21 protein-coding genes are annotated in these 24821 nt (G+C 67.2%); 10 read left to right on the forward strand and 11 right to left on the reverse strand.

Going from position 1 to position 24821, the window contains the following annotated elements; all coding sequences use genetic code 11:
- Position 1 precedes the first annotated feature (1 nt).
- From E8M01_RS05225 to E8M01_RS05240, 4 genes are all read left to right on the forward strand, one after another.
- Positions 2-2464, forward strand: a complete 2463-nt coding sequence (locus E8M01_RS05225; RefSeq protein ID WP_136959149.1) for a glycosyl hydrolase 2 galactose-binding domain-containing protein — start codon at positions 2-4, stop codon at positions 2462-2464.
- On the forward strand, positions 2461-4230 hold the full coding sequence (locus tag E8M01_RS05230; protein WP_136959150.1) for a serine aminopeptidase domain-containing protein: 1770 nt from the start codon (positions 2461-2463) through the stop codon (positions 4228-4230). Before E8M01_RS05225 ends, E8M01_RS05230 begins: the two co-directional genes overlap by 4 nt.
- An 82-nt stretch (positions 4231-4312) precedes the next feature.
- Positions 4313-5761: an undecaprenyl-phosphate glucose phosphotransferase gene (locus E8M01_RS05235; protein ID WP_136959151.1), complete on the forward strand. Its 1449-nt coding sequence runs from the start codon at positions 4313-4315 to the stop codon at positions 5759-5761.
- Positions 5745-6962 (forward strand): GNAT family N-acetyltransferase, encoded by a 1218-nt coding sequence (locus E8M01_RS05240; protein ID WP_136959152.1) that lies wholly within the window; start codon positions 5745-5747, stop codon positions 6960-6962. Before E8M01_RS05235 ends, E8M01_RS05240 begins: the two co-directional genes overlap by 17 nt.
- On the opposite strand, the gene E8M01_RS05245 is transcribed toward E8M01_RS05240, so the two are convergent.
- Positions 6959-8062: a glycosyltransferase gene (locus E8M01_RS05245; RefSeq protein WP_136959153.1), complete on the reverse strand. Its 1104-nt coding sequence runs from the start codon at positions 8060-8062 to the stop codon at positions 6959-6961. The genes E8M01_RS05240 and E8M01_RS05245 overlap by 4 nt on opposite strands.
- A complete protein-coding gene (locus E8M01_RS05250; RefSeq protein ID WP_246088603.1) occupies positions 8059-8991 on the reverse strand; it encodes a glycosyltransferase family 2 protein in 933 nt (310 codons plus the stop codon). Before E8M01_RS05250 ends, E8M01_RS05245 begins: the two co-directional genes overlap by 4 nt.
- 301 nt (positions 8992-9292) lie before the next feature.
- On the opposite strand from E8M01_RS05250, the gene E8M01_RS05255 reads away from it, so the two are divergent.
- The 4 genes from E8M01_RS05255 (at position 9293) to E8M01_RS05270 (ending at position 13887) form a co-directional block, all read left to right on the forward strand.
- On the forward strand, positions 9293-10141 hold the full coding sequence (locus E8M01_RS05255) for a polysaccharide deacetylase family protein (RefSeq protein ID WP_136959155.1): 849 nt from the start codon (positions 9293-9295) through the stop codon (positions 10139-10141).
- Positions 10142-10308: 167 nt separating this feature from the next.
- Positions 10309-11799, forward strand: coding sequence for a GumC family protein (locus tag E8M01_RS05260; protein WP_136959156.1), 1491 nt, complete (start codon positions 10309-10311; stop codon positions 11797-11799).
- Between the two features lie 13 nt (positions 11800-11812).
- Positions 11813-12592: a WecB/TagA/CpsF family glycosyltransferase gene (locus tag E8M01_RS05265; RefSeq protein ID WP_246088604.1), complete on the forward strand. Its 780-nt coding sequence runs from the start codon at positions 11813-11815 to the stop codon at positions 12590-12592.
- A gap of 152 nt (positions 12593-12744) precedes the next feature.
- The gene (locus E8M01_RS05270) at positions 12745-13887 is read left to right on the forward strand and encodes a hypothetical protein (RefSeq protein ID WP_136959158.1); all 1143 of its coding nucleotides are present in this window, start codon (positions 12745-12747) and stop codon (positions 13885-13887) included.
- A gap of 55 nt (positions 13888-13942) precedes the next feature.
- On the opposite strand, the gene E8M01_RS05275 is transcribed toward E8M01_RS05270, so the two are convergent.
- Both E8M01_RS05275 and E8M01_RS05280 read right to left on the reverse strand, forming a co-directional pair.
- Positions 13943-15379, reverse strand: coding sequence for a lipopolysaccharide biosynthesis protein (locus E8M01_RS05275; protein ID WP_136959159.1), 1437 nt, complete (start codon positions 15377-15379; stop codon positions 13943-13945).
- Positions 15379-16410 carry an endo-1,4-beta-xylanase gene (locus tag E8M01_RS05280; RefSeq protein ID WP_246088605.1) on the reverse strand — a complete coding sequence of 344 codons (1032 nt, stop codon included), beginning with the start codon at positions 16408-16410 and terminating at the stop codon, positions 15379-15381. Before E8M01_RS05280 ends, E8M01_RS05275 begins: the two co-directional genes overlap by 1 nt.
- A gap of 363 nt (positions 16411-16773) precedes the next feature.
- Between E8M01_RS05280 and E8M01_RS05285 the strand changes: the two genes are divergently transcribed.
- Positions 16774-17748 carry a quinone oxidoreductase family protein gene (locus E8M01_RS05285; RefSeq protein ID WP_136959161.1) on the forward strand — a complete coding sequence of 325 codons (975 nt, stop codon included), beginning with the start codon at positions 16774-16776 and terminating at the stop codon, positions 17746-17748.
- A gap of 67 nt (positions 17749-17815) precedes the next feature.
- Here the strand turns inward: E8M01_RS05285 and E8M01_RS35750 are convergent, their stop codons facing one another.
- The 3 genes from E8M01_RS35750 to E8M01_RS35245 form a co-directional block, all read right to left on the reverse strand.
- Positions 17816-19291: a TMEM43 family protein gene (locus E8M01_RS35750; protein ID WP_136959162.1), complete on the reverse strand. Its 1476-nt coding sequence runs from the start codon at positions 19289-19291 to the stop codon at positions 17816-17818.
- Positions 19292-19379: 88 nt separating this feature from the next.
- Positions 19380-20099, reverse strand: a complete 720-nt coding sequence (locus tag E8M01_RS35240; protein ID WP_211596700.1) for a response regulator — start codon at positions 20097-20099, stop codon at positions 19380-19382.
- A gap of 3 nt (positions 20100-20102) precedes the next feature.
- The gene (locus E8M01_RS35245) at positions 20103-20660 is read right to left on the reverse strand and encodes a MarR family winged helix-turn-helix transcriptional regulator (RefSeq protein WP_211596701.1); all 558 of its coding nucleotides are present in this window, start codon (positions 20658-20660) and stop codon (positions 20103-20105) included.
- A 195-nt stretch (positions 20661-20855) separates the two neighbouring features.
- On the opposite strand from E8M01_RS35245, the gene E8M01_RS05300 reads away from it, so the two are divergent.
- Positions 20856-21737 carry a branched-chain amino acid aminotransferase gene (locus E8M01_RS05300; protein WP_136959163.1) on the forward strand — a complete coding sequence of 294 codons (882 nt, stop codon included), beginning with the start codon at positions 20856-20858 and terminating at the stop codon, positions 21735-21737.
- 16 nt (positions 21738-21753) lie between these two features.
- Here the strand turns inward: E8M01_RS05300 and E8M01_RS05305 are convergent, their stop codons facing one another.
- The 4 genes from E8M01_RS05305 to E8M01_RS05320 form a co-directional block, all read right to left on the reverse strand.
- Entirely contained in the window at positions 21754-22110 is a 357-nt protein-coding gene (locus tag E8M01_RS05305) for a tRNA-binding protein (RefSeq protein WP_136959164.1), read from the reverse strand.
- An 11-nt stretch (positions 22111-22121) separates the two neighbouring features.
- The gene (locus tag E8M01_RS05310) at positions 22122-22865 is read right to left on the reverse strand and encodes a TetR/AcrR family transcriptional regulator (RefSeq protein WP_136959165.1); all 744 of its coding nucleotides are present in this window, start codon (positions 22863-22865) and stop codon (positions 22122-22124) included.
- A gap of 118 nt (positions 22866-22983) precedes the next feature.
- Positions 22984-23862, reverse strand: a complete 879-nt coding sequence (proC, locus tag E8M01_RS05315; protein ID WP_136959166.1) for a pyrroline-5-carboxylate reductase — start codon at positions 23860-23862, stop codon at positions 22984-22986.
- Positions 23863-23917: 55 nt separating this feature from the next.
- A complete protein-coding gene (locus E8M01_RS05320) occupies positions 23918-24421 on the reverse strand; it encodes a type III secretion system chaperone family protein (RefSeq protein WP_136959167.1) in 504 nt (167 codons plus the stop codon).
- Between the last annotated feature and the right edge of the window lie 400 nt (positions 24422-24821).

Below are 24821 nucleotides of genomic sequence, written 5' to 3' on the forward strand. Positions count from 1 at the left end.
CATGGCTCTTGTTCGCGGCATATCGGGCGACGAGATCGCCGCGCTGGAGACTGGCTGGACGCTCGCCCTTTGCGCACCCGACGCGGCGACGACGCCAGCCGAGGCGGAAGCCTTGACCGGCTGGCTGCCCGCGCCCGTTCCGGGCACCGTCGCGCAGGCGCTGCGTGCGGCCGGGCGCTGGTCGCTCGGTCAGCCCGGGGATTTGCACGACCAGGATGCCTGGTATCGCCTTCGCTTTGCCGCGACCGGCCCGCAGACCCTGCGCCTCGAGGGCCTCGCAACGCTTGCCGAGGTGTTTCTCGACGGCGAGCCGGTGCTGGTGTCGCACTCGATGTTCCTGTGCCATGAGGTCGACTTCACCGGCACCGGCCGGCACGCCCTGGCGATCCGGTTCAAGGCCCTGAACCCGGCTCTGGCCTCGGCCAAGGGCCCGCGCCCGCGCTGGCGGCCGATGATGATCACGCCGGGAAGCCTGCGCCTGATCCGCACCACGCCGCTCGGCCATATGCCCGGCTGGTCGCCGCCGGTCGCCACCGTCGGTCCATGGCGCGCCATCACCTGCACCACGCGGCGCGCCCCGTTGAGGGTCGCGGCGCTCAGCCTGCTGCCCCGGCTCGACGGCCAGACCGGCATCCTCGATGCCGACATCCGCTTCGATCGCGCCGTCGCGACGCCGGTGGAGCTTGCCTGTGCCGGCGCCGGCATCGCGCTCGACCGGATCGCCCCGGACCGCTTCGCCGGCCGCCTCGTTCTCGACGGCATCGCGCCATGGTGGCCGCATACCCATGGCGAGCCGGCCCTGCACGCCGCCGCCATCCGTGCCGGCGAAACCACCATCGACCTTGGCCGCGTCGGCTTCCGCAGGCTCGAACTCGACCGCGGCGGCGATGGAACGGGCTTTGGGCTGATCGTCAATGGCCAACCGGTGTTCTGTCGCGGCGCCTCATGGATGCCGCCGGACCCGGTGGCGCTCGGCTCCGGCGATCCCCTGCCGCTGCTGGCGCTGGCGCGCGATGCCGGCATGAACATGCTGCGCATTTCCGGCACCACCGCGCCGGCCTCGCAGGTCTTTCACGACGCCTGCGACGCGCTCGGCATCCTGGTCTGGCAGGACTTGCCATTTGCCAATTTCGATTATCCCGCCGCCGATCCGGCCTTCGCCGGCCTGGTCGAAGCCGAGGCGTGCCAGTTGCTCGACCGCCTGCAGGCCTCGCCGTCCGCGGCGATCGTTTGCGGCGGCAGCGAGATCGCCCAGCAGGCGGTCATGCTTGGCCTCACTCCCGCGCAGACAGCCAATCCGCTGTTCGATGACCTGTTTCCAAGGCTCACCGCCGAGCATGCCGGCCAGGCGATCTATCTGCCGCACACGCCATGGGGCGGCCCGCTGCCTTTCGCCGCCAATCAAGGGGTGACCCATTATTTCGGCGTCGGCGCCTATTGCCGGCCGATCGAGGATGTCCGTCGCGCGCAGGTGCGTTTTGCTTCCGAATGCCTCGCCTTCGCCAATGTGCCGAGCCCGGCGCGGCTCAGGGCATCGACGGTGCGCGATCCCAACGACATCGACTGGAAGGCCGGTGTGCCACGCGATGCCGGCGCCGGCTGGGATTTCGAGGACACCCGCGATCATTATGTCGGCCTGCTCTCCGGCCTCGACCCGGCGGCGCTGCGCATCGACGATCCCGAACGCTATCTCGCACTCGGCCGCGCCGCGCCGGCCGAAGTGATGGAGGCGGTGTTTGCCGAGTGGCGGCGCCCGGGCTCGTCATGCGCCGGTGGACTGGTCTGGTTCCTCAACGATCTCGCGCCCGGCGCCGGCTGGGGCGTCATCGACGCGGCCGGCGAGCCGAAATCGACCTATTTCGCGCTGAAGCGGGCCTTCCGACCGGTTCATGTCGGCCTGACCGATGAGGGCTTGAACGGCTTCGGCATTCATCTGGTCAACGAAACCACGGATACGCGCGACCTGACCCTGGTTCTGGCCTGCTATGGCGAAACACCTCATCCGCTGGTGAAAACCGAGACGGCGCTGACGCTCGCGCCCCGCAGCGCGACCAGCCTGTCCAGCGACGCGCTGATCGGCCGCTTCTTCGACATCACCCATGCCTATCGTTTCGGTCCGCCAGCCCATGATGCGACGGTCGCCCGCCTCGTCGACCCGGATGGCGCGGTTGTCGCCGAAGCCGTCCATGTGCTGCCCGGCCGCGCCGCGGCTCCCCGCGACATCGGCTTGCAAGCCCAGGTCGAAATGCGGGACGGCGGCGCCGCGCTCAGGGTGTCGACCGATCGCTTCGCCCGCTTCGTCACCATTGACGACGATCATTTTGAGGCCGGCGACCAGGGGTTCTGCCTGACACCCGGCGAAAGCCGGCTGATCCCGCTGACCGCCAAGACCGCAAAGCCTGTGCCGCGAGGCCGCATTCAGGCCCTGAACGGCCATTCCGTCGCCTATGGGGACGTTTCATGATCCCCGTGACTTTCGACGGCGTCATGGCCAAGATTCACCCGGCCCGAGGCGATCACACGTCCGGTCTTGGCGTCGTGATCGTCCCGCCGCACGGCGTCGAGGCACTCGCCGCGACCAAGAGCCTGCGCCTGCTCGCCGACGCTCTCGCCGCCAAGGGCCATGCCTGCTTGCGCCTCGACCTGCCGGGCACCGGCGATTCGCTCGGTACCGACGCCGATGCCGACCGCATCGAGGCCTGGACCCGCAGCATCGTTTCGGCGGCGCAGGTCCTGTCGACCCATACTGGCGTCACCGGAACAGTCGTGCTCGGCTTGCGCCTGGGTGCGCTGCTGGCGGCGCGCGCGGCGCCTGATATCGACAACCTTGCCGGCCTCGTCTTGCTCGACCCGATCACCCGCGGCCGCACCTATGCCCGGGAGCTGACGGTGACCGCGCGTGCGGTCGCGGAAGGTGCACGGCTCGATCCGGACGCGACTTCGACGCCGGCCGGCGTGCTGATCGGCGGGCTTCTGACCAGCACGGCCACGCTCGAGGCGCTGCGCGGGCTCGACATCGCCAAGCTGCCCGAGCCGGCAGCGCCGGTCCTCGTCCTGCACCGCAAGGGCGCGCAGGATGCGGCGCCCCTTGCCACGGCCTGGCCGGCAAGCCCGGTCATCCGGGAAGAGGCCTCCGGCCTCGACGGCATCGCGCTCAGTCCGACCATGGCCGTCACGCCGCGCGCCGCATTCGACCGTGCGGTCGCCTGGATCGACGGCCTGTCCAAGCGTGGGACGGTCCCGGCCGTCGCGCCGGCGCCCGCCATGCTTACGGGACCGGACTTTGTCGAGGAAGCGGCAACGTTCGGCCCCGACAGGCGGCTGTTCGGCGTCATTTGCCAGCCCACGGCGAGCGAGGCCACCGGCCCGATCCTGCTCATCCTCAATGCCGGTCGCAATTCCCATGTTGGCTGGGCCCGGACCGGCGTCACCATTGCCCGCCGTCTGGCGGCCCAGGGTATCGCCTCGTTCCGCATGGATCTCGGTGGTGTCGGCGACGGCGCCGAGCGGCCCGGCACAGCCGATACCATCGACGCCGTGCTCTACAATCCCGCGCTCACGCCGGAGGTCGAAGCGGCGGTCGATCTGCTCGACGCCGGCGGCTACCGGTCCATCGCCGTGATGGGTGCCTGCAGCGGCGCGCATCTGGCGCTGCAGGCCGCGGCGGCCGACGCCCGCATTGGCGGCGTGGTCCTGGTCAATATCCAGCGGTTCGTCTGGCGCCGGGGCGAAACCGTCGAGCAGGCGATCGCCTCCAGCTATGCGGTTGCGTCCAGCTATGTGTCCAAGCTGTGGGACCGGCGCGCCTGGACCAAGGTGCTGACCGGCGAGAGGCCCTTGCTGCCGCTGGCGCTCGAGCTGACCAAGCGGCTGGCCGCCCGGGCACGGGGCTTCATTCCCTCGCCGGAAACCCGTGCCGCCAGGGCGCTGATGGACAAGCTCCATCGGCAGGATGTGCCGGTCGAGATCGTCTTCAGCGAAGACGATGCCGGCCTGGAAGAACTGGCGCGCCATTTCGGCTCGCGTGGCCGATGGCTGACCCGCATGCCCAGGGTCCGTCTGAACTACATTGCCAATACCGACCACGATCTGACCCCCGAGGCCGCCAGGGACGCGCTTTTCGTCCACACCCTTGCTGCGGCCGGGACGTGGAAGACATCGCCCGCCGGCCAGGTCCGGCCGGCGGAGCAACGGCACGGCTTCTGCTTAGCGTTACGTCAGCCTCAATAGACGTCCCGATCCGGGACGGCGCCCAGCGCGCCGCCACCGGGCAGGGACAGCTGACGAATGCGCAAGCTGAAGAGTCTCGACCATGACATTGAAGGACCTGGACCTGCCCATGGGCGTCGTGGCACGACGCGCTCGCGGCGGATATGCCTGGACGCGCCTGACCTTGATGATCGCGACCGCGGCGATCGACTGGATGGTCATAGCCGGCACCTCCTACATGGTGTCGCTGGTCTATAACCGTTTCAACAGCGGCGATTGGTGGACGATCAAGGCTCAGGTCGACCTGGCCCTGCTGGTCTCCAGCCTGTTCGTCATGCTGAACGTCGTGCGCGGGCAATACCAATTCAGCAACTATATCGCGCCCAATCACCGGATTGGCACAGCCTTGACGCTGTGGGGCGCGACCTTCGTTACCTTGATGGCCTTCGCCTTCGCCACCAAGACCAGTGACGGCTTCTCGCGCGTCGCGGTCATCGCCACCTTCGTCACCGGCTTCCCGCTGCTGCTGCTGGCCCGGCGGGCGGCCGGCCGCCTGATGACGCTCGGCTCGAAGATCGGCATGATTCCCGCGCGACGCGTCATGCTGGTCGGCCGCGAGAATGACGTCACCGCCTTCGCCATGCGCTATCAGCCCTGGAACGCCGGCATGCACATCGCCGGCACCGGTCTGTTGGCCGATGAGGGACGCGCCGGATCCGGCCGCGGCGATATCGCACGCATCGTCGCTCAGGCCCGCCAGATGTATCTCGACGACGTGCTGATCATCGTGCCCTGGTCCGAGACCGCCACGATCGACAGCGTCATCGACGCCTTCATGCGCATGCCGGTGACCATCCACCTCGGCCCGGAACGCATCTTCGACCGGTTCGACGAGATCAAGATCGCCAAGACCGGCGGCATCGCCAGCCTGCAGCTCGGCCGTCCGCCGCTGTCCGCCGGCGAGATCATGATGAAGCGCATGCTGGATGTCGGGCTGGCCTCTTTCGCCCTGTTCCTGTTCACGCCCGTGCTGCTGCTGATCGCGCTCGCGATCAAGATCGACAGCCCCGGCCCGGCGCTGTTCCGGCAGCGCCGTCTCGGCTTCAACCAGCGCGCCTTTTCCATCGTCAAGTTCCGCACCATGACGGTCGAGGACGACGGCGACGCCGTGCGCCAGGCGACCCGCGGCGACCAGCGCATCACCCGCATCGGCCGGTTCCTGCGGCGCTGGAATCTCGACGAACTGCCGCAGCTCATCAATGTGCTGGGTGGCCAGATGTCGCTGGTCGGCCCGCGTCCGCATGCCATCGCCCACGACCGCCAATATGATGACGGCCGCATCGCGCTCTATGCCCGGCGCCACAACGTCAAGCCGGGCATTACCGGCTGGGCACAGGTCCACGGGCTGCGCGGCGAGACCGACACGGTCGAGAAAATGCAGGCCAGGGTCGAGCACGATCTCTACTACATCGACAACTGGTCGGTGCTGCTCGACCTCGAAATCATGGCGCGGACCGTGTTCTCGCGGAAGGCTTATGACAACGCCTTCTGACATGGCGAGCGCGACGCGCCCGGACGCGCCCGCCCGACCCCTCGCCTCGGCCGCTCGCACGGTCGAGGCGGCGGCCTGTGCCATCAGCGTCGTGCCGGCAGCCGATCTCTCATCCCTCAACTGGCCGTCCAACCTGTCGAACGAGACGATCGGCACCGTTTTCCAGTCGCTCGAATTCGTGACGCTGTGGTGCGAGACGATCGGTGCCCGCCGCGGCGCCCGCGGTTTCGGGGTGGCCGTCACGCTCACCGACGGCGCGCCGGTGCTCTATCTGCCGCTTGCCGTCGAAACACGCCTTGGCTTGCACGTGCTGCGCTTCATGGATGGCGGCGTGGCCGGCATGAATGCACCGATCCTGGCGAAGGATATCGATCTCGTGCCGGGCGCGCTGGCCGTGCTGTGGCCCCGGATTATCGCCGCGCTGCCGCCGGTCGACGCGGTCGATTTCACCAGGATCGCCGGCCATGTGAAGGACCGGCGCAATCCACTCATCGAGCTCGGCTGCGCCGACCACGGTGCAGCCGGCAACCTGATCGACATTGCCGGCCAATCCTTCGACGACTATGCGGCGACCAAGGCGCGGCGCGGCGAGATCGGCAAGGTCGAGAGCCGGCGCCGACAGATGGCACGCCTCGGCCCGGTGTCTTTCGCCATCGCCGGCACGGCCGGCGAAGCCACCGGCATGTTGGAGGCGCTGGTTGGCCTCCGGCGACGGCAGATCCTGCGCAGCCATGGCCATGACCGATTCGAGACGGGTGGCCACTTTGCCTTCTATCGCGGCGCGATCGCCGAAGGCCGGCTGAGCCGGCTCACCAACATCGCCGTCGAACGCTGCGGCGATACTGTGACCGCGGCCGTTCTCGGCTTCATCGAGCCCGGCCATTACCGTTTCGCCCTGACCGCCTATGAGCTCGACAGCTACGGCCGCTTCTCCAGCGGCGCGCGGCTGCTGATCGGGCTGATCCGCCGGTCATTCGCGCTCAGGCATGCGACATTCGATCTCGGCGAGAGCGACCAGCCCTACAAGGACGTCTGGGCGACCCGCCGCCTGCCGCTGCTCGACCATGCGGCCCGCGTGACCTGGCGGGGCCATCTCTATTTCGCGGCCAAGCGTCTCCGCAGGACCTGCGCGGCCTGGCACCAATCCGACTTTGCCAAATGGGCGCGCGCATCCCTGGCCCACAAGCCGAACCCGCGTTAGTTCGCCTTGCCGCGGCGCAAGCCGCCATCGACCGCATCAAGCGCGTCACGCCAGGCGGCCTCCTCGTCGACCGTTCCGGCGGACAGGCGCGCATCGCGCGCCGCCACCACGGCCTCGGCCACCACGTCGATCGAGGCGTCGGTCGGCACCAGCCGAAGGCGCCCGTCGTCGAGCAGGCGCAGATAGGTCGGATGGTGATCGAACGCCCCAGCCGCGCGTGGCGCATTGACCACCACGGGCCGGCCGGAGGCCGCCGCCGCCAGAACGCTGGCGCGCCGCGAGGTCAATCCTTCGGCGAAGACATAAAGGAAGACATCGACCTGATCGAACAGGGCGAACAGCTCGGCGTCATCGGCGACATAGCCGCTGACGACAACGCGGTCGGTGAGACCGAGGGCCTGGACCCGGGCGAAGAAGTCTTCCTCGACACGGTCGGCGCCCTTCACGAACGAGCCGATGAAGCCGACAAACGGCTCTTCGCCCCGGGCCTTCAAGCGCGCGGCGACATCGAGCACCAGGGTCGACTGTTTCTTTGGGTAGATCGAGCCGAAATGGCCGAGGATCAGCCGGCCCCGCGCCCGCTCTCCGACGAGCGCCAACGCCGTCGGGTGCGACGACGCAGGCGTCGATGCCGTCGCGGCCGGCCGCACGAGATTGGGCGGGATCGGCACGATGGCGCGCCGTCCGGTGGTAAGCCGCGACAGCGGGCTTGCGGCAAATTGCCTGGAGACCTCAGGCGATGAGAACAGCACCGTGGTCGCCAGTGGCAAAAGCGGCGCATAGCTCGCCCGCCGTTTCCAATCGAGATCGGCCCATTCGTGCAGGATCACCACCACGTCGCGCCGCATGGCACGCGCCACGGTGGCGGCAAGCACCGGCTCGGCCAGTTTGGCCTTCCAGGCCACCACCGGCAGATTGAGCACCAGCGCGTCCGCCGCTTCGAGCGCCTGCCTCAGCCCGGCGATGCCACGGTCGAGCACATGCGTCGTGGCGCGATCGCCAGCGGTCGCCGCCAGGCGACGGGCAAAGGCTTCGACGCCGCAGAGCGTCGTGGTGTCGGACGTGAGCACCAGCAGGCGCAGCCGGGAGGCCTCGATCATGGCGACGGCATGCTTTCAGCGCGATAGGGCTCCGGCTCCTGGCCGAATATCCCGCCGATCCGGCCGGCGGCGACGGCCAGCGGATGGACCGCGATCAGCGGATTGCCGGTCTTGACGAAGGCGCCGACGGCACGCCCGAGGGCCAAAGGCAGAATGGCCAGATCCTTGGCCAGGATGCGCAGCAGGCCGCCGGCGCCCGGCGCGTTCTTGCGGTCGACGGCCCGGTTGATCGCTCCGATCCTGAGGCCTCTCTTGAGGATCCAGCCGACCTTGGCGCGCTGGGCCGGAACCGTCTCGGTGATCTCGGCCTCCGCCGCCCAATAGGATTTGAAGCCGGCTTTGCGGCAGCGCGTGAAGAAATCCATGTCGCCGCCGCCGAGGAAATTGAAGCGGGGATCGAAGGCCGGGCGGCCGAGCCGGTCGAACACCCGACGCCGCATCAGGCAATTGCCGCTGCCATAGATCATGTCGACCGGACCGCTGGTGTCATAGGCCGGCCAGAACACCGGATGGCGCGCCATCAGGGCCGGTGCAGCCGCTGCGAAGCGCGGCACGACCGGCCCGCCGACGACATCGGCATTCTCACGTTCGGCCGTCGCCACCATGGCGTCGAGCCATCCGGGCGACGCCACCTCGTCGTCATCGATCATCAGGACATATTCGGCCTGCGGGAAAGCCTCGAGCGCGGTTGCAAAGCCGGCATTGATCGCGTGGACATTGCCCTGCGAGCGTTCGACGACGCAGAGCCCGTGAATATCGCCCGTCTCGAGCGCGGCCCGCGCGACTGCCGCGCCGGCGAGGCCGGTCGCGTCATTCTCGACCACCACGACGGCAAAAGGCACCGACGCCGTCTGCAGGCGGAGCGAGGCAAGGGTTGCCGCCAGCATGGCTGGCCTGCGGAACGTCGGGACGACAATCACTGCACGCATCGCTAGTCGGTCCAGAGCTCGGCTCGACGCGAGTTCCCGACTCGATGCAACTAGAGGCTTCGACATCGTCTCGCCCGGGGACAAATCCATGGTCGGGGTCTCGTTCTAGGTCAAGAATGCGGCGCGACGGCCGGCAGGACAAGACGAGAGCAAGACTGAAGCCGTGGCCTTGCGCTTGCTTACATTTGGATGAACGGCACGAACACCGGCGACCCATCCCGGCGTGGGACGCATAGCATGGCGCGGCCGACCGCGTATCGGACCGAGGCTGAGATCATGGCACGCGATCGAGGAGGCATTGATGAGCGACAGCGGTAATGCTTCGCCGACGCCGATGGCCCGACCGGTGGCTTGCCAGTGCTCGCCGTCTGCCGGTCCGGCCGCCAACAGCAATGGCGACGCGATCATCGATCGCTTCGGTGCGCGGCTCGACCATGCGCTCGCCAAACGCCTGCCGGTCAGATCCGTCCCTCTGCGCAATGAACGGCCGATCGTATCGTTCACCTTCGACGACTTTCCGGCCTCCGCGCATGAGGTCGGCGCCGGCCTGCTCGAAGCCTGCGGCGTGCGCGGCACCTATTTCACCTGCACCGGCCTGCTCGGCGGGATCAATCCGCTCTGGACGGTGGCCGGCCCGGACGCCGTCATCGATCTTCATGCCCGTGGTCACGAGATCGGCCTGCATACCCACTCGCACCGCGCGGTGTTCAACATGACACGCGGTGAGTTCGAGGCCGACCTGGCAGCCAATCGAGCGGCCTTGCGCCGGCTCATCCCAGGCCTCACCCGCGAGACCTTTGCTTACCCCTATGGCTTTGCCGGCTACGCACGTAAACGCCAATTGAGCCGGCTGGCGCGAGCAAGCCGCTCGGTGCTGCCGGGGGTCAATGCGGGTCAATTGGATCCGGATTTCATCAAGGCCGTCGAACTGATCGATTGCGGCCTGACCGTGCCGGCGCTCGAGCAGCTGCTCGACGAGGTCGTGGCGCGCCAGGGCTGGCTGGTGTTCCTGACCCACGACATTGCGCCGGAACCGACCAAGTTCGGCGCTTCGCCGAAGCTCATGAATGCGGCGCTCGAAGGCGCTCTCCGGCGCCAGGTCGATATCCTGCCGATGCGCGAAGCGCTCGACCGGATCGGCGTCGCCTGATCCCGACCCGGACGCCGTCCACCCCCTCGCCTCGAACCCGCAGATGACCCGGCGCCGAACAGATCGTGCTGGCCTCGTCCTTGCGCTGTCGGAACACAGGCAAATATATGTGTTCCAATTCGGGACGTTGTTAACGGTTCGTTCCGGATCGGCAGGAGAGGCAAGTCATGTATGACGACGATCGGGCCGAGCCCATCGCGCCGCGTTCCGCGCAACAGCCGAGCGGCAAGGGGCCGTTCGGACTGGACATTATCGGCGCGCTTCGGCGCTACTGGATCCTGATCGCCGTGCTCGGGCCGCTGTTTGCCTTTGGCGCTTACGTCGCCTCGCAATTCGCCACGCCGCGCTTCATGGCGACCGCCCAGATCTATATCGACCCGCGTGGCCTGCAGGTGCTCGACAACGACCCGACCGCGCGCCAGCAGGACTCCAATGCGGCGATCAATTTCGTCGAAAGCCAGGTGCGCATCATCACGTCGCAGAGCGTGCTGGCCCGCGTCGTCGACGGCGAGCGGCTGATCGAAGACCCGGAATTCGGTGCCAGCACCGGCGGCTCGCCCTGGGCGGTCACCTTGCTGAAGAGCCTTGGATTGCGGCGCGAGCCCATCCAGGAAAGCCTCGAAGGGCGTGAGCAGATCGCGCTTGCCGCGCTCTATGACCGGGTCATCGTCCGTCGACCCGAGCGCACTTTTGTCATCGAGGTCACCGCCCGCGCCGCGACCGGCGAGAAGGCGGCGCAGATCGCCAACGCGGTCGCCCATGCCTATATCGACTCGCAGACGGCGGCGCGCTCCGACGCCGCCCGGCGCGCTACCCTGTCGCTGACCAACCGGCTCGACGAATTGCGCGACCGCGTCCGCGTCGCCGAAGAGAAGGTCGAGGATTTCCGCCGCCGCAACGGCCTGGTCGGAACCCGCACCCAGCTCGTCAGCGAACAGCAATTGACCGATACCAACACCGCGCTCAGCCAGGCTCAGGCGCGGGTCGGCGAGGCCCAGGCGCGCAACGACCAGATCCAGCAGGCGCTGCGCAGCGCCAGCCAGGCCAGCGCGCTGCCCGAGGCCGTCGTATCACCAACCATCGCGGCGTTGCGCGGCCAGCAGGCCGAGGCGCGACGCCGACTCGCCGACGCCTCGACCGAGTTCGGCCCGCGCCATCCGAGCGTCCGCAACGCCCAGGCCCAGGTTGCCGATCTCGCGCGCGGCATCGCCGAGGAGCTCGGCCGCATCGCCCAGTCGGCGCGCGCCGATCTCGAGCGTGCCAAGGCGGCCGAAATCGCCCAGCGCCGCATTGTCGAACAGCTCAGCAACCAAGCCTCCAATGCCGGCCAGGCCTTCGTCCAGCTGCGCGAATTGCAACGCGAGGTCGACGTCAACCGCAACCTCCTGAACGCCTTCCTCAGCCGCTCGCGCGAGACCAGCGAGCTGGAGCGGATCGACACCAGCAACGCGCGTATCATCACCGTGGCCCAGCCGCCGCGCAACCGCACCTTCCCGCCCCGTGGCGTCATCGTCGCCGCAGCCGGTTTCGTCGGCGGCATCGGCACCGGCGCCGCACTTGCCCTGCTTCTGGCCCTGATCTTTCCCGGATCGGTGCCGCCGGCCACGCCGCGCATGACCAGGGCTGCCCGCCAGCCGGTCGCCCGGCTGGTCCATTGAGCGGATGACAGGCATGCCCGACAACTTCGACACCAGCTTCCGGACGCTACCGACGGTCACCATCGGCGGCTTGCCGATCACCGTCCTCGATCGCGACCAGACCGCCGACTGGATGATCCGTGCGGCCCGCGAGCATCCGCGCGGCGGGCGGCCGCTCTACCTGACCTCGGCCAATGGCGAGGTGATCGCCCGTGCCGCCGCCGACCGGGAAATCGCCGCCCTGATGCTGGCGGCCGACCAGATCGTCGCGGACGGACAGCCGATGGTCATCGCCTCGCGATTTCTGTGCCGGCAGCCCTTGCCCGAACGTGTCGGGACAACCGATCTGTTCCACGACGTCGCGGCGCGTGCCGTCAAGGCCGGCGCGTCATTCTATTTGCTCGGCGCGACCCAGGACGAGAATGCCCGGGCGGTCGCGCGGGTCCGCCAGCTCTATCCCGGCCTCGACATTGTCGGCCACAGCCACGGCTTTCACACTGGCGCCGCGCTCGACGCCAAGCTCGCCGAGATCAACCAGTTGGCGCCGGATATCCTGTGGCTCGCCATGGGCGTGCCCCACGAGCAGCGTTTCGTCCGCGACCATGCCGGCAAGCTCGGCAAGGTCGGCATGATCAAGACATCAGGCGGCCTGTTCAATTTCCTTTCCGGCACCAATCGCCGCGCGCCCGACTGGATGCAGGCGGCGGGCCTCGAATGGGCCTATCGCATCTGGCTGGAACCGCGCCGGCTGTTCTGGCGCTATGCCATCACCAATCCGAAGGCGATCTATCTGATGGCGACCCGCTCGGCCTGACCGATAGCCGGCATCGCGATCAGCCCGACGCGCCATTTGACAGGCCCCCGGCGCTTCACCAATGGTCGAAGCCTTGAGAAGACGAGAGCGGCCAGCCGACCATGCATCCTGGAATTGCCCCCGGAATAGGGATCGTCGAGCCGTCGCCTGTCATGCTGCCAGCCTTTTCCGACACGCGGCGCGAACCGACACGGCCGGCGGCGTATCGCGATGCCGAGTTCGACGCGAAATATGATGCCGAGACCTTGTTCTATGACGCATTCCGGGACGCCGATACGCGTATCGTGCTGGTCGGGCCGCCATTCCTGAATCTGCAGCCGGCGCTCGCCGTGATGACGCTGACGGCAAGGCCTTCGGGCGTCGCCTGCCGGTTCGAAATCCGCGAGCTGGATCGCCACGGCCAGATCCATGTCGAGGCACCCGACGGGACCACCAGCCTGACGCTCAGCGCCGCATTCGGCACGACCGAGATCACGGTCAATCCGAGCGAGGTCGATCTGTTCGCCGGCCGCCGCGTCATGTTCACCCAGTCGAAGAACAATCACCTGGCCTGGATCCAGGACTGGGTCCGGTTCTCACGCGACATTCACGGCGCCGATGCCGTGCTGATCTATGACAATGGCTCGACCGACTATTCGCTCCGCGCCCTGGCGGAAGCCATCGGCGCGCTCGACGGCATCGCGGTTGCCCGTATCGTGTCCTGGCCCTTCAAATTCGGCCCTCAGGGCCTCGATGCCAAGCGCTTCTGGGATTCCGACTACGGCCAGCACGGCGTCTGGGAGCATGGCCGGCGCCGGTTCCTGGCGGCCGCGGCCAGCGTCCAGTGTTCCGACGTCGACGAAATGATCCTGTCGATCGACGGCCGCAGCATCTTCGAGGCAGCCGAAAGCGCGCGCTTCGGCGTCTGCCGTTATTATGGCCGCTGGGTGCTCGGCATCGAAGGCCGGGAGCCGGCGCCGGACAAGCCCGGCAAGCGCCATCGCGACTACCGGATCGTGCGGCGCGAACGGCCGCAGAGGCGCCTTGGCCTGATCACCATCGACGGCGATCGCTGCCCGCCGAAATGGACCATCGTGCCGTCGAAATGTCCGCCCGACGCGCAGTGGCGCATTCATGTCATTGGCGGCCATGCCGCCTCGCGCCTGACCACCCGGCAGTTCTCCTACCGGCACTTCCGGGAGATCAGCGACAGCTGGAAATATGCGCGCACCGGCCGCGAGGCCTTCGATCCGACACGGCATGAGGAGGATCCGCTGCTGGCCGACCATTTGGCTCGCGTCCGCTGGGACGTCTAGCCGGAATTTCCCACGCGACCTAGGGCCGATCAGCGAAGACGCGGCGTGGGCGGCCTCAGGCTTCGCCCCTGCGTTGCCTGAGATAGGCGATCCGGCCGACCAGCGCGCTGCGCACCCCGGCAAGATCGATCGCCAGCGCCACCACGCCATAGATGGCAATGCCGGTCGCGATGCTGGCGGCAAGCCCGATGATGCTGTCCTCGGGATCGCTCCATTCGATCAGCGCGGTGGGCACCGCCATGACCACCACGGCCGCCACCACCTTGACGATCGGCCGCCAGGCAAAAGGCAAAGGATGGGCCTGCCGCGACAAGAGATAACCGACCACCACGCCGGCCGCCTCGGCGAGCACCAGCGAGAAGGCCGCACCCGCCAGGCCGAAGCGGCCAACCAGCAGCAGCATGGCCAGGACGTTGACGATCAGGATCGCCGTGCCATGGGCCACCATCAGCTTCGGCTTCTTGGCGAGGTGGAAGCTGACCTGGACGAATTGCTGCGAGATGGTCTGGAACAGCCAGGCGAACACCAGGATCGGGATCAGGCTTGCCGCGGTTGCGCGAAATTCCGGCCCGAGGATCAGGGCGGCAAGATGTGGTGCGACAATGGCCAGGCCGACGACCGCCGGCATGACCACCGCGAGCAACAGTTCGCCGCTCTTGGTCAGGTGCGCGTCGACAGCTGCCGGCCCGTCCTCGGCAAGCGACCGGATCGCCATCGGCACGACGGCCGAGGCGACCGAGAGGGCCGGAAACAGGATGATCTGGCGGGTCAGATCCGCCGCCGCGCCATAGATGCCCGCGGCATGGTCGCCGAGCAGATAGGCGACCAGCAGCCGGTCGAGCGCCGAATGAAGTGCGAAGACGCCGCCGGACAGCGCCATCGGCACGCCGAAGCGCAACATCTCGGCGAAGACCTCGCGGTTGAAGGGTTTGAGCGGCGCGCGCCAGACCGTTCTGGAAAAGCACAGCGAGGTGATCAGATAGGCGCCGGCGACCCCGGCGACCAGGCCGAGACCGCCATAGCCGAGATGGACCAGCAACAGCGACAGACCAATGGTCATGATCGCGCGGAAAATGGTTGCGCGCATATAGGCGCCCGACTGCTGGCGCGCCCGCAGGATTTCCTGGCCAAGCTCGAACAGGCCGAGCGCCAGTGCCAGGGCGATGGCCGCCGCCGCCCGCTCGATCGGCACCCCCACGCCATAAGCCGTGACCACAAAGGCAATGGGCGTCGACGCGACCGAAATGACATAGGCGGCCAGCGCGGTGAGCCGGATGTCGACCCCTCCGCCTTCCGACTGGAAGCGCAGCACCGACAGCCTGACCCAGGTGAACAGGAGCGCCGAGACGATGCCGGCAATGCTCATGCCGACGACATAAAAACCATATTCCGTCGGCGTCAGCAGACGGGTGAACAGGACGACCGACAGGAAGCCGAAAGCGGCCGACGTCCCATGCGCGATCATATAGGTCGAAGTCTGGCGGATCAGCATCAGCGCGGGCCCTGCCCGAAATGTTCGAGGACGCGCATCAGCGGCTTCGGCCGGTAGGCCTCGTCCAGCGGCAAGGGCCGGTTCGGCTGGCCGTCGCCACGCTTGAACCAGAGCGGCACCCAGCTGTACTTGTCCGTGATGCCCCAGGTGAGCACGGCGGTCGGCCGCGCCGCGGCGTGGATCGCCTGGAGAAATTCATAAGCCCGGGCGGCCACCAGCATGTCGCGCAACTCCGGCGGCGCCGGCAGCCTGTCGTCCACCACGTCGAGTTCGGTCACCAGCACCTCGAGGCCAAGGGCCCGCATTTCGGAGACGAAGGCCGACAGGCCCTCACGGTCGATGGCCAGGTCGCCACGCAGGTGACCTTGCAGGCCGATGCCGTGCAGCGGCACGTTGCGCAGCTTGAGGTCGCGCACCAGCCGCAGCATGGCGTCACGCTTGCGGCGGAACCGGTCGCCGACGAATTCGATGTCATATTCGTTGATGATCAGCTTGGCCGCGGGATCGGTTCGCGCCGCGGCGCGCAGCGCCAGTGCGATATGGCTTTCACCAAGCCGCTGCTGCCAGATCGACGGACGGATGTCGGACCGGCTGGCCGGGTCATCCGGTATCGGTTCGTTGATCACGTCCCAGCTCTTGATGCGGCCGCGATAGCGGCCCATGACGGTCTCGATATGACCGACCAGTTCGCGTTCGGCCTCGGCCGCACTGGCGATCGTCTTGGTCCAGTCGGGCATGGCGCCGTACCAGACCAGCGTATGGCCACGCAGCTCCAGTCCGTTGCCGGTGGCGAAATTCAGCTGCTTGTCGGCCTGGTCGAAAACGAAGCGCTCCCGCGAAGGGCGAAGATCGAACCATTTCAGCCCGCCCTCGCCGACGACCTGGCGGCAGTGCTTGACGATCGCCGCGCGATAGTCGGGCTCGTCGGCCAGCGGTCCGTCGCGCAGGGCGGCGCCAAAGGGAATGGTCCATTCCGCCGGCGAGCGAAGCGGCGGCTGGGCGGCGGCCGGCGTTGCCAGCAACGTCCCCAATGGAGACGCCACGCTTGCGGAAATTCCGCAAACGGCTTTCAGCGCCGTCGAAAGGGTCTCTCGTCGGGACAACATGGGGTACCTCGACCCTGGCCACGCAAGGGCTATGCCTCGTCCGCGCGATCGGCAAGGCCGCAGGCTGCGCGTCGGCCCAATATCGCCGCCATGATGAACCGGTCGTGACCGGACCGATCGCAACGCGGCGCCGCGGCGCTGCCGTTTGACGACATCGCGACCGATGCGGCATATCGACGCCACGCTCGAAATCGCATTACAACGAACGGGCGAAATCGATTGTTTCGGTCAACACGCCCAGATCAGGCGGTTGCGGCGGGAACAGCGGCCGACAGCGAGGGACAAGACATGGTCAAGGCGATCCGTATCCATAAACCCGGCGGTCCGGATGCCATGGTCTATGAGGACGTCTCGCTGAAGCCGCCGGCCCCGGGCGAAGCCTATATCCGCCAGACCGCGGTCGGCGTGAACTTCATCGACATCTATCAGCGCTCCGGCATCTACGCGATGCCGAGCCTGCCGCACGGCATCGGCATGGAAGCCGCCGGCGTGGTCGAGGCGATCGGCCAGGGCGTGACCGAGGTCACCGTCGGGGACCGCGTCGCTTATGCCGGCGGCCCGCCCGGCGCCTATGCCGAGAAGCGGCTGATTCCGGCAGCAACCCTGGTCAAGCTGCCGAAGGCCATCGACGACAAGACCGCCGCCGCGATCATGCTGCAGGGCATGACGGCGCGCTATCTGTTGAAACAGACCTATCATGTGAAGAAGGGCGACTATGTGCTCATCCATGCCGCCGCCGGCGGCATGGGTCTGTGGCTGTGCCAATGGGCCAAGGCGCTCGGCGCAATCGTCATCGGCACGACCTCGACCGACGACAAGGCCAAGCTCGCCAAGAAGAACGGCTGCCAATATCCGATCCTCTATACCAAGGAGGATTTTGTCGCCCGGGTGAAGGAAATCACCGGCGGCAAGGGCGTCCAGGTGGTCTATGACGGCGTCGGCAAGGACACTTTCCTGAAATCGCTGGAATGCCTGGCGGTGCGCGGCCATCTCGTGCTGTTCGGCGCGGCCTCCGGCGCACCCGACCCGCTCGCGCCCGGCGCACTGGCCGCCAAGTCGGCCTCGCTCACCCGCCCGACGCTGTTCCACTATGTGGCGACACGCAAGGAACTGCTCGCCAATGCCAAGGACGTCTTCGAGGTCGTCAAGAACGGCACCGTGAAGATCCAGAAGCCTAAGGAATATGCGTTGAAGCAGGTTGCCCACGCCCATGGCGACCTGACCGGCCGCAAGACCACCGGCTCGATGATCCTCATTCCCTGACGCGACGCGGTCAGCTGCGGTCAAGCAAGCGCCCCGCCATCACGCGGGGCGTTTTTTTCGTCCGGCTTCAGCGCTGGCCGCCCCGGCTGCCGAGTTCCGGCGGGACGTTGAGGAATGAGGCGGGAGCCGCCTGGCCCGGCGCCGGATAGGCCTGAGGCTGCTGATAACCGGGTTGCGGTGGATAGGCTTGCCGTGCCGGATAGGTTGCGGCCGGCATCGGGGCGTTGGCCGGATAACCTTGCGCCGGATAACCTTGCGCCGGATAGCCCTGTCCGGGATAGGGCTGAGCGAGGAGGCCCTGCTGCACCGGTGCCGCGGCCGCCTTGGCGGCCCGCCGCTGCTGGCCGAGCCAGCGCAGGCCATAGGCGCCAGCCAGACCCGCGGCGATCAGAGCGATCGACATGACCGGGCGATGCCAGAACCAGGCGAGCGCGATGACCGGCAGATAGACGACGAGCGTCAGTGCCAGGGCGACCAGCCCGGCACCCGCCGCCATGGCGCTGCCGAGGATCGGAATGATGTCGGCGAGAATGACGAAGGGACGGAACACCAGGAACCAGCCGATCCACATGACCAGCAGCGCCACGGCGCGCAGGATCCAGGTCAGGATGCCGTTGGCCTCATGGGCATGGGTGAACAGCTCGGCCGCACTTTTCGTACCGGTCTCGCCGAGGAACACCTCGCGGCCGTTCTGGGCGACGTAAGCCGTCAGGCCGCTGCCGATCTGGCGAGCGACGACGCTGACCGGTCCCTCGGCCAGGATCGAATAGCGGATCCTGATATCGCCGATGCGCGGATTTTGCGGATCGTCGCCGACATAGACCGAGCCATCCGACAGACGCGCCCGGTCGCCGAAACGCGCCGTGAAAGGCTGAAGCGCCTCGGCGCTCAGGGCGAAGCTCCGCTCGGCGCTCCGGCCGAACAGCCCGATGACGCGCTCGTCGGCGCGGAACTGCCCGAGCGTCGCATTGGGGGCGACCTGGGTGCGGCTGGCGATTGGCATGCGCGGGTTTGAATGGCCGTCGCGCTGGCGGAACCTGGAGGAATCGATCGACCGGTCCGACCAGACCTGCTCGTAGGTATAGGTCGTGGTGCGGGTCTGCGATCCCCCGGTATTGCTGCGGCTTTCGGTCTTCTGCTCTTCTTTCCACTGGTACATCTCGACCCGGCGCTCCAGCCGCACCGCCTGGGTCCTGATCCGGAACTCCTCGTCGGCAAGCGGCGCGCCGGCGCGGAGATCACCGGTCAGGTGGATCAGGCGGCCTTCATTGGCCGGATCGACGCGGGCAGCGGGGACGCTGATTGCAGCCGCGGCCCCCTCGTTCAACGCGCGGGTCGTGCCGATCGCCCGGCCCTCGTTCCAGAACAGGCCCCAGATCGTCGCGCCGACCAGCGCGATGCCGACAAGGATGCCGACGAGCGACTGCATCAAGCGCTGGAAGAAACCGACATGTTCGGTGGTGCTGTCGCCATCCGGCGTGGTGGAACCGCTCGAATCCGAGCTGGTGGCGGAGGACCAGTTATTGTCCGAGTCCATGCTCATGGAAATCCCCTCGAAAAGCAGGCTCAGGACTTCGCACGGGACTGTTTCAGCGTGACGGCGCGCCGCTTTGCCGATGTTTCGAACGCCTTCAGGGGGCGGCGATCAGCCGGTAGCCGATGCCGCGAACGGTCTGCAGGTGGATCGGGTTGGCCGGATTGATCTCGATCTTGCGCCTGAGCCGATTGACCTGCACGTCAACGGTGCGCTCGTTGATGTCGCCACCCGGAGCCGCCAGGTCGAAACGCGGCACGGTCTCGCCCGGTTTCACCGCCAGCACGCGCAGCATCTCCTTCTCGCGATCGGTCAGCCGCACCGTTTCCTCGCCCCGGCGCAATTCGAGCCGGCCGAGATGGAAGTGGAAATCGCCGAAGCGCACGGACTCGACCACCGGCTGCGGCGTTGGCAGGGCCCGGCGCAGGATGCCGCCGATCCTGAGCAGCAATTCGCGCGGCTCGAACGGCTTCGGCAGGTAGTCATCGGCGCCGATCTCCAGCCCGGTGATCCGGTCGGAGGGGTCCGACCGGGCGGTCAGCATCAGGATCGGCACGGCCGCCGCTTGCTCGGTCTTGCCGGCACGAATGGCGCGCGCCAGGTCGAACCCGGTCTCGCCCGGCATCATCACGTCCAGAATGAGCAGGTCGAAGGTCAGGCCGTCGAGCCGCGCCCGCGCCGCGGCGGCATGTTCGGCGGTCGTCACCCGGTAGCCGTTATTGCTGAGATAGCGCGCCAGCGTCTGGCGGATCACGCGGTCGTCGTCGACCACCAGAAGATGATGCGCATCATCCGGCAAAGCTTTGACAGGCGGCATGGCTCAGCGCTCCCTAGCCCGTGCCGCGACGCGATCGGCCTTGGTGATCAGGCGCGTCACGTCCTCGCGCGCCTCCGGATCGATCATCGCAAACAGAAAGCGCACAGCGGCATCGCGCGCCGTGCCGGAGCCGGCGAGCGCCCGGGCGAAGCGCTCGGTCTGCAGGCGTGACAGTTCGAGCGCCAGCGCCCGGCCCTTGTCGGTCACGGTCAGCAGCCGCTGGCGCCGGTCGATCTGGCCTTCCTTCTGCAGGATGAAACCTTGCTCGACCAGTTCGCGCAGCACCCGCGCCAGGCTCTGCTTGGTGATCTTCAGGATGTCGAGCAGGTCCGCCACGCGGATCTCGGGATGCCGGAACACGAAATGCAGGACCCGGTGGTGGGCCCGGCCGAAATTGAACCGCTCCAGCACATGATCGGGATCGCCGACGAAATCGCGATAAGCGAAGAACATCAGCTCGATCAGATCGTAGGCAGGCTCCCGCGCGCCTGCCTCCGGGCTGGCGCCGGCTGGACCCGAGGATGGCCGGCGCGGGGCCGGTGAGACATTTATGTCAGCCATGTTGACATATTCGGTGCCGATTGTTACTCATTTGCCCGCATTCACGAAACGATCGTACCAAATCGGCCGCTGGCCTTGGCAAGAATCGTCGCTTTGCGATGATGCCGTCTTTGCAAGGTTAGCCGGACCCGGCGCGCTTCGCAAAACCGCAATCGGGCCATCCAAGCTCCGGTGCAGCAGCAGGAGGATAGACACATGACCCTCATCCCGTTCCACGACCGCGACGGCTTCATCTGGATGGACGGCAAGCTGGTTCCCTGGCGCGAGGCCCAGGTCCATGTGCTGACCCACGGCCTGCATTACGGCTCCTGCGTCTTCGAGGGCGAGCGGGCTTATGGCGGTGTCATCTACAAGTCCACGGAACATTCGGCGCGCCTGCGCACATCGGCCGAACTGCTCGATTTCGAGATCCCCTTCTCGGTGGCCGAGATCGATGCCGCCAAGGCGGCGGTGCTCAAGGCCAACGATCAGATCGACGCCTATATCCGTCCGGTCGCCTGGCGCGGCTCGGAAATGATGGGGGTCTCGGCGCAGGACAACACCATTCATCTGGCGATCGCCAGCTGGGTCTGGCCGAGCTATTTCGACCCGGCGACCAAGATGAAGGGCATCCGCATGGACATGGCGGACTATCGCCGTCCGGATCCGGCAACCGCCCCGTCGACCTCGAAGGCGGCCGGTCTCTACATGATCTGCACGATCTCCAAGCATCGGGCCGAGAAGAAGGGTTATGCCGACGCGCTCATGCTCGACTGGCAAGGCCGGGTCGCCGAATGCACCGGCGCCAATGTGTTCTTCATCAAGGACGGCCAGGTGCATACGCCGAAGGCCGACTGCTTCCTCGATGGCATCACGCGGCGCACGGTCATCGACTTGTGCAAGAAGCGCGGCTTCGAGGTGATCGAGCGGCGGATCATGCCGGAGGAGCTTTCGAGCTTCAATGAATGCTTCATCACCGGCACTGCGGCGGAGGTGACGCCGGTCTCCGAGATCGGCCCCTACCGCTTCACCCCCGGCAACATGTCGAAGGTGATCATGGAAGATTATTCGGCCGAGGTGCTGCCGAAGGCGGCGTAAGCCAGACCGTGCCGGATCAGAACAGCCGGCCTCCGAGCGGGACATCCTGCTCGGGGGTCAGCAAAACCACCTCGCCCTCGCCATCAGGCACGCCGAGGGTGAGAACCTCCGAGATGAACTTGCCGATCTGGCGCGGCGGGAAATTGACCACCGCCAGCACCTGACGCCCGACCAGCGTCTCCGGCGCATAATATTTGGTGATCTGGGCCGACGACTTCTTCCGGCCGATGTCGCCGCCGAAATCGATCACCAGCTTGAACGCCGGCTTGCGCGCCTCGGGATAGGGCGCGGCCTCGACGATACGGCCGACCCGGATATCGATCTTCAGGAAATCGTCGAAGGCAATCGGGCCGGCCGGTTCATGCGCATCCATGTTCTGTCCGTTCAGACCGGGGTGACGTTGGGATCGCGGAAATCGTCGCCGCGCCAGCTGCCCGGCCGCGGCTCCCGCCCCTGTTCGCGGTCGTCCGACCGCCGGCGCGAACAGAACGAGCGCGGCGCGCAGAACAACGACTTGAACGGCGCGGCGATCCGCTCGACATCGTCGAGCGCGCGTGCCGCCCGGCCAGCTCTTGTAAGCCCTTCGTCCAAAGCCTTCATGGTCTTGGCCAGCGCCGGGTCGTCATCGTCGAGCCAGACCCGCATGACCCGCGCGAACATCACCGCCATGCCTTGCGCGCGCAACGCACCGCCCGGCCCGCCGGTCTCGACTCCGGCCGCGGCCAGCATCCACTGATGCGAACGCAGCGCCAGCCGGTTCATGCCCATGGCGATCCCGCCGTCGCGCCGGGCGGCGCGCGCCAGATTGCCGATCGCCGCCTTGTGGGGCGCCAGCACGTCGAGCCGGCGCATCAGAATGTCGAACAGCTTTTCCTTGGTCGGCTGTTCGGCGAGGTCTTGATCGATGCCTTCGAGCACCGTTGTGTCCACGGTCTTCACGAAGGCTGCCAGAATGTCGAACTTGGAGCCGAATTCACCGCGCAGAACCGCCAGCGACACGCCGGCTTTCTCGGCGATCTCGGCAAGCCCGATGTCGTGCGGCGCCTTCTCGGCGAGCAGCGCCATATAGGCCGCGACGATGGCATCGCGCGGCGCCTGGGGCGAGGTGGGTTTGGAAGCCTTGGCCATGCTGTCCTCCAGTCTCTCGGGGTCGGCGAGGTCTTTGGGATCGGAGCGATCTTGGGGACCCAGCGGGATCTTGCGACGGAACCTTGGATCAACGAGACTCTGAGATAGGTGCGCTGTGTCAGCCCGCCAGTTCCCGCGAGCGTTTCGTCGCAGCAGCGACGGCCGCCTCGAAGACCGGGCCGATGCCGTCGGCTGCCATCAGCACCTGCAGCGCGGCGTGGGTCGTGCCGTTCGGCGATGTGACGTTCTGGCGCAGCACCGCCGGCTCCACCGCCGGCGAGCGGTAGAGCAGTTCGCCCGCCCCCTCGACGGTGGCGCGGGCCAACCTGGCCGCCAGGTCTTCCGGCAGTCCAGCCGCCGCCCCTGCCCGCGCCAGCGTCTCGGCCAGCAGGAAGACATAGGCCGGCCCCGAGCCCGAGACCGCGGTGACCACGTCGATCCAATCCTCGCGCTCGAGCCATTCGACCCGGCCGACCGCGCTGAGGAGATTATCGACCAGCACCCGCTGGGCTTCGTTGACATGGCGGTTCGCCGCCGCTCCGGTAATGCCGCGCCCGACCGCCGCCGGCGTATTCGGAATGGTGCGCACGACGGCCGCGTCCTGCCCGAAAACCTGTTCCATCCGGGCGATGGTCTTGCCGGCCATGACCGACACCACCACCGTGGTCCGGCCCACCAGATGTTTCACCAGCGGCATCACCTCGTCGGCCATCTGCGGCTTGATCGCCAGCACCAGCACATCGGCCAGCGCCGGCTTCGGCGGATCGAGCGCTATGCCGTGCGCATCGATGACCGCGCGTATCGCCGCGGGCGGCTTCGGATCGATGACCGTAACCCGCTGAGGCGCCAGCCCGAGCTTCAGCCAGCCGGCCAGCAGGGCGCCGCCCATCTGACCGGCCCCCACCAGAACCAGGTGGCCGTTGAAGGCATGCAAGGGCAAAGCCTCCGGCGAGGACTTGGGCTCGGGCGAGAGCTCGGAACGGGGCGGATTCGTCATGGCGACCTCGGTGGCACGATCTCGTCAAGACCGATACCTGCCGCGGGTCGCCCTGTCACGCTTCGCCGACAGTCTCGAACAGGGCCGAGTCCATGGCCTCGCGCGCGCTCTTGCCGGCCCAGACGACGAACTGGAAAGCCTGGTAGTAGCGGTCGCAGGCCTCGATCGCCGCGTCCAGCTGGGCCTCGCATTGCCGCCCGGAGGCTTCCGCCCCGCCGGCAAGCAACAGGCCGTGGCGGAACATCACCACGCCCTCCTGCGGCCAGAGGTCGAAATGGCCGAGCCAAAGCTGCTCGTTGGCCAGCTGGATCAGCTCCTTGACCTCGCCACGGCGCCGGTCCGGCACCTTGAGATCGAAGGCGCATGCCAGATGCAGCGATTCGATATCATCCATCCAGGTGAAGGAGGCATGGTAATCGCCCCAACGCCCTGTCACGGAAAGCGTGATCTCGTCATCGGCGGAGCGGTCGAACGACCAATCGTTCAAGGCCGCCAGGTTTTCCACGAGATCGACAGGGTTGACCTGGCGACCGGTGGTCTCAAAGTCGATCAAGGACATTCCGCCCCCGTGCGGTTCGCTCGGTTGTCGGACAGACGCGACGGACGCAACTGGACAGAAGGATCTGTTTGGGAAGGCCGGCGTCACCGCCGTCAACCGTTTGATTCGTTTACCCGAATCGATCCTTGACCAGACCCTAACGCAGGATGAAGGCGCTGCCTACTGACCCGCCAAGCGATCTTGGATTCGTCATGTTTCCGCAATCGCTCCGTCACGATTATCCACACGAGCCGGACCGCAGTGCACAGGTGTCTGATCTTCCGAATCGAGCCGGCCGGCACCGATCGTGAAAAGTGTCCTAAATAGCCCGTTTTTTAGGCGTCATGCCGAGACGTGCGGCATCCGAGGTCCTGCCATGCACCCTCTTCTGTTGTGCGCTGCACACGAACGCGCCATGTTT

This window comes from Phreatobacter stygius, assembly GCF_005144885.1.
GTDB lineage: Bacteria > Pseudomonadota > Alphaproteobacteria > Rhizobiales > Phreatobacteraceae > Phreatobacter > Phreatobacter stygius.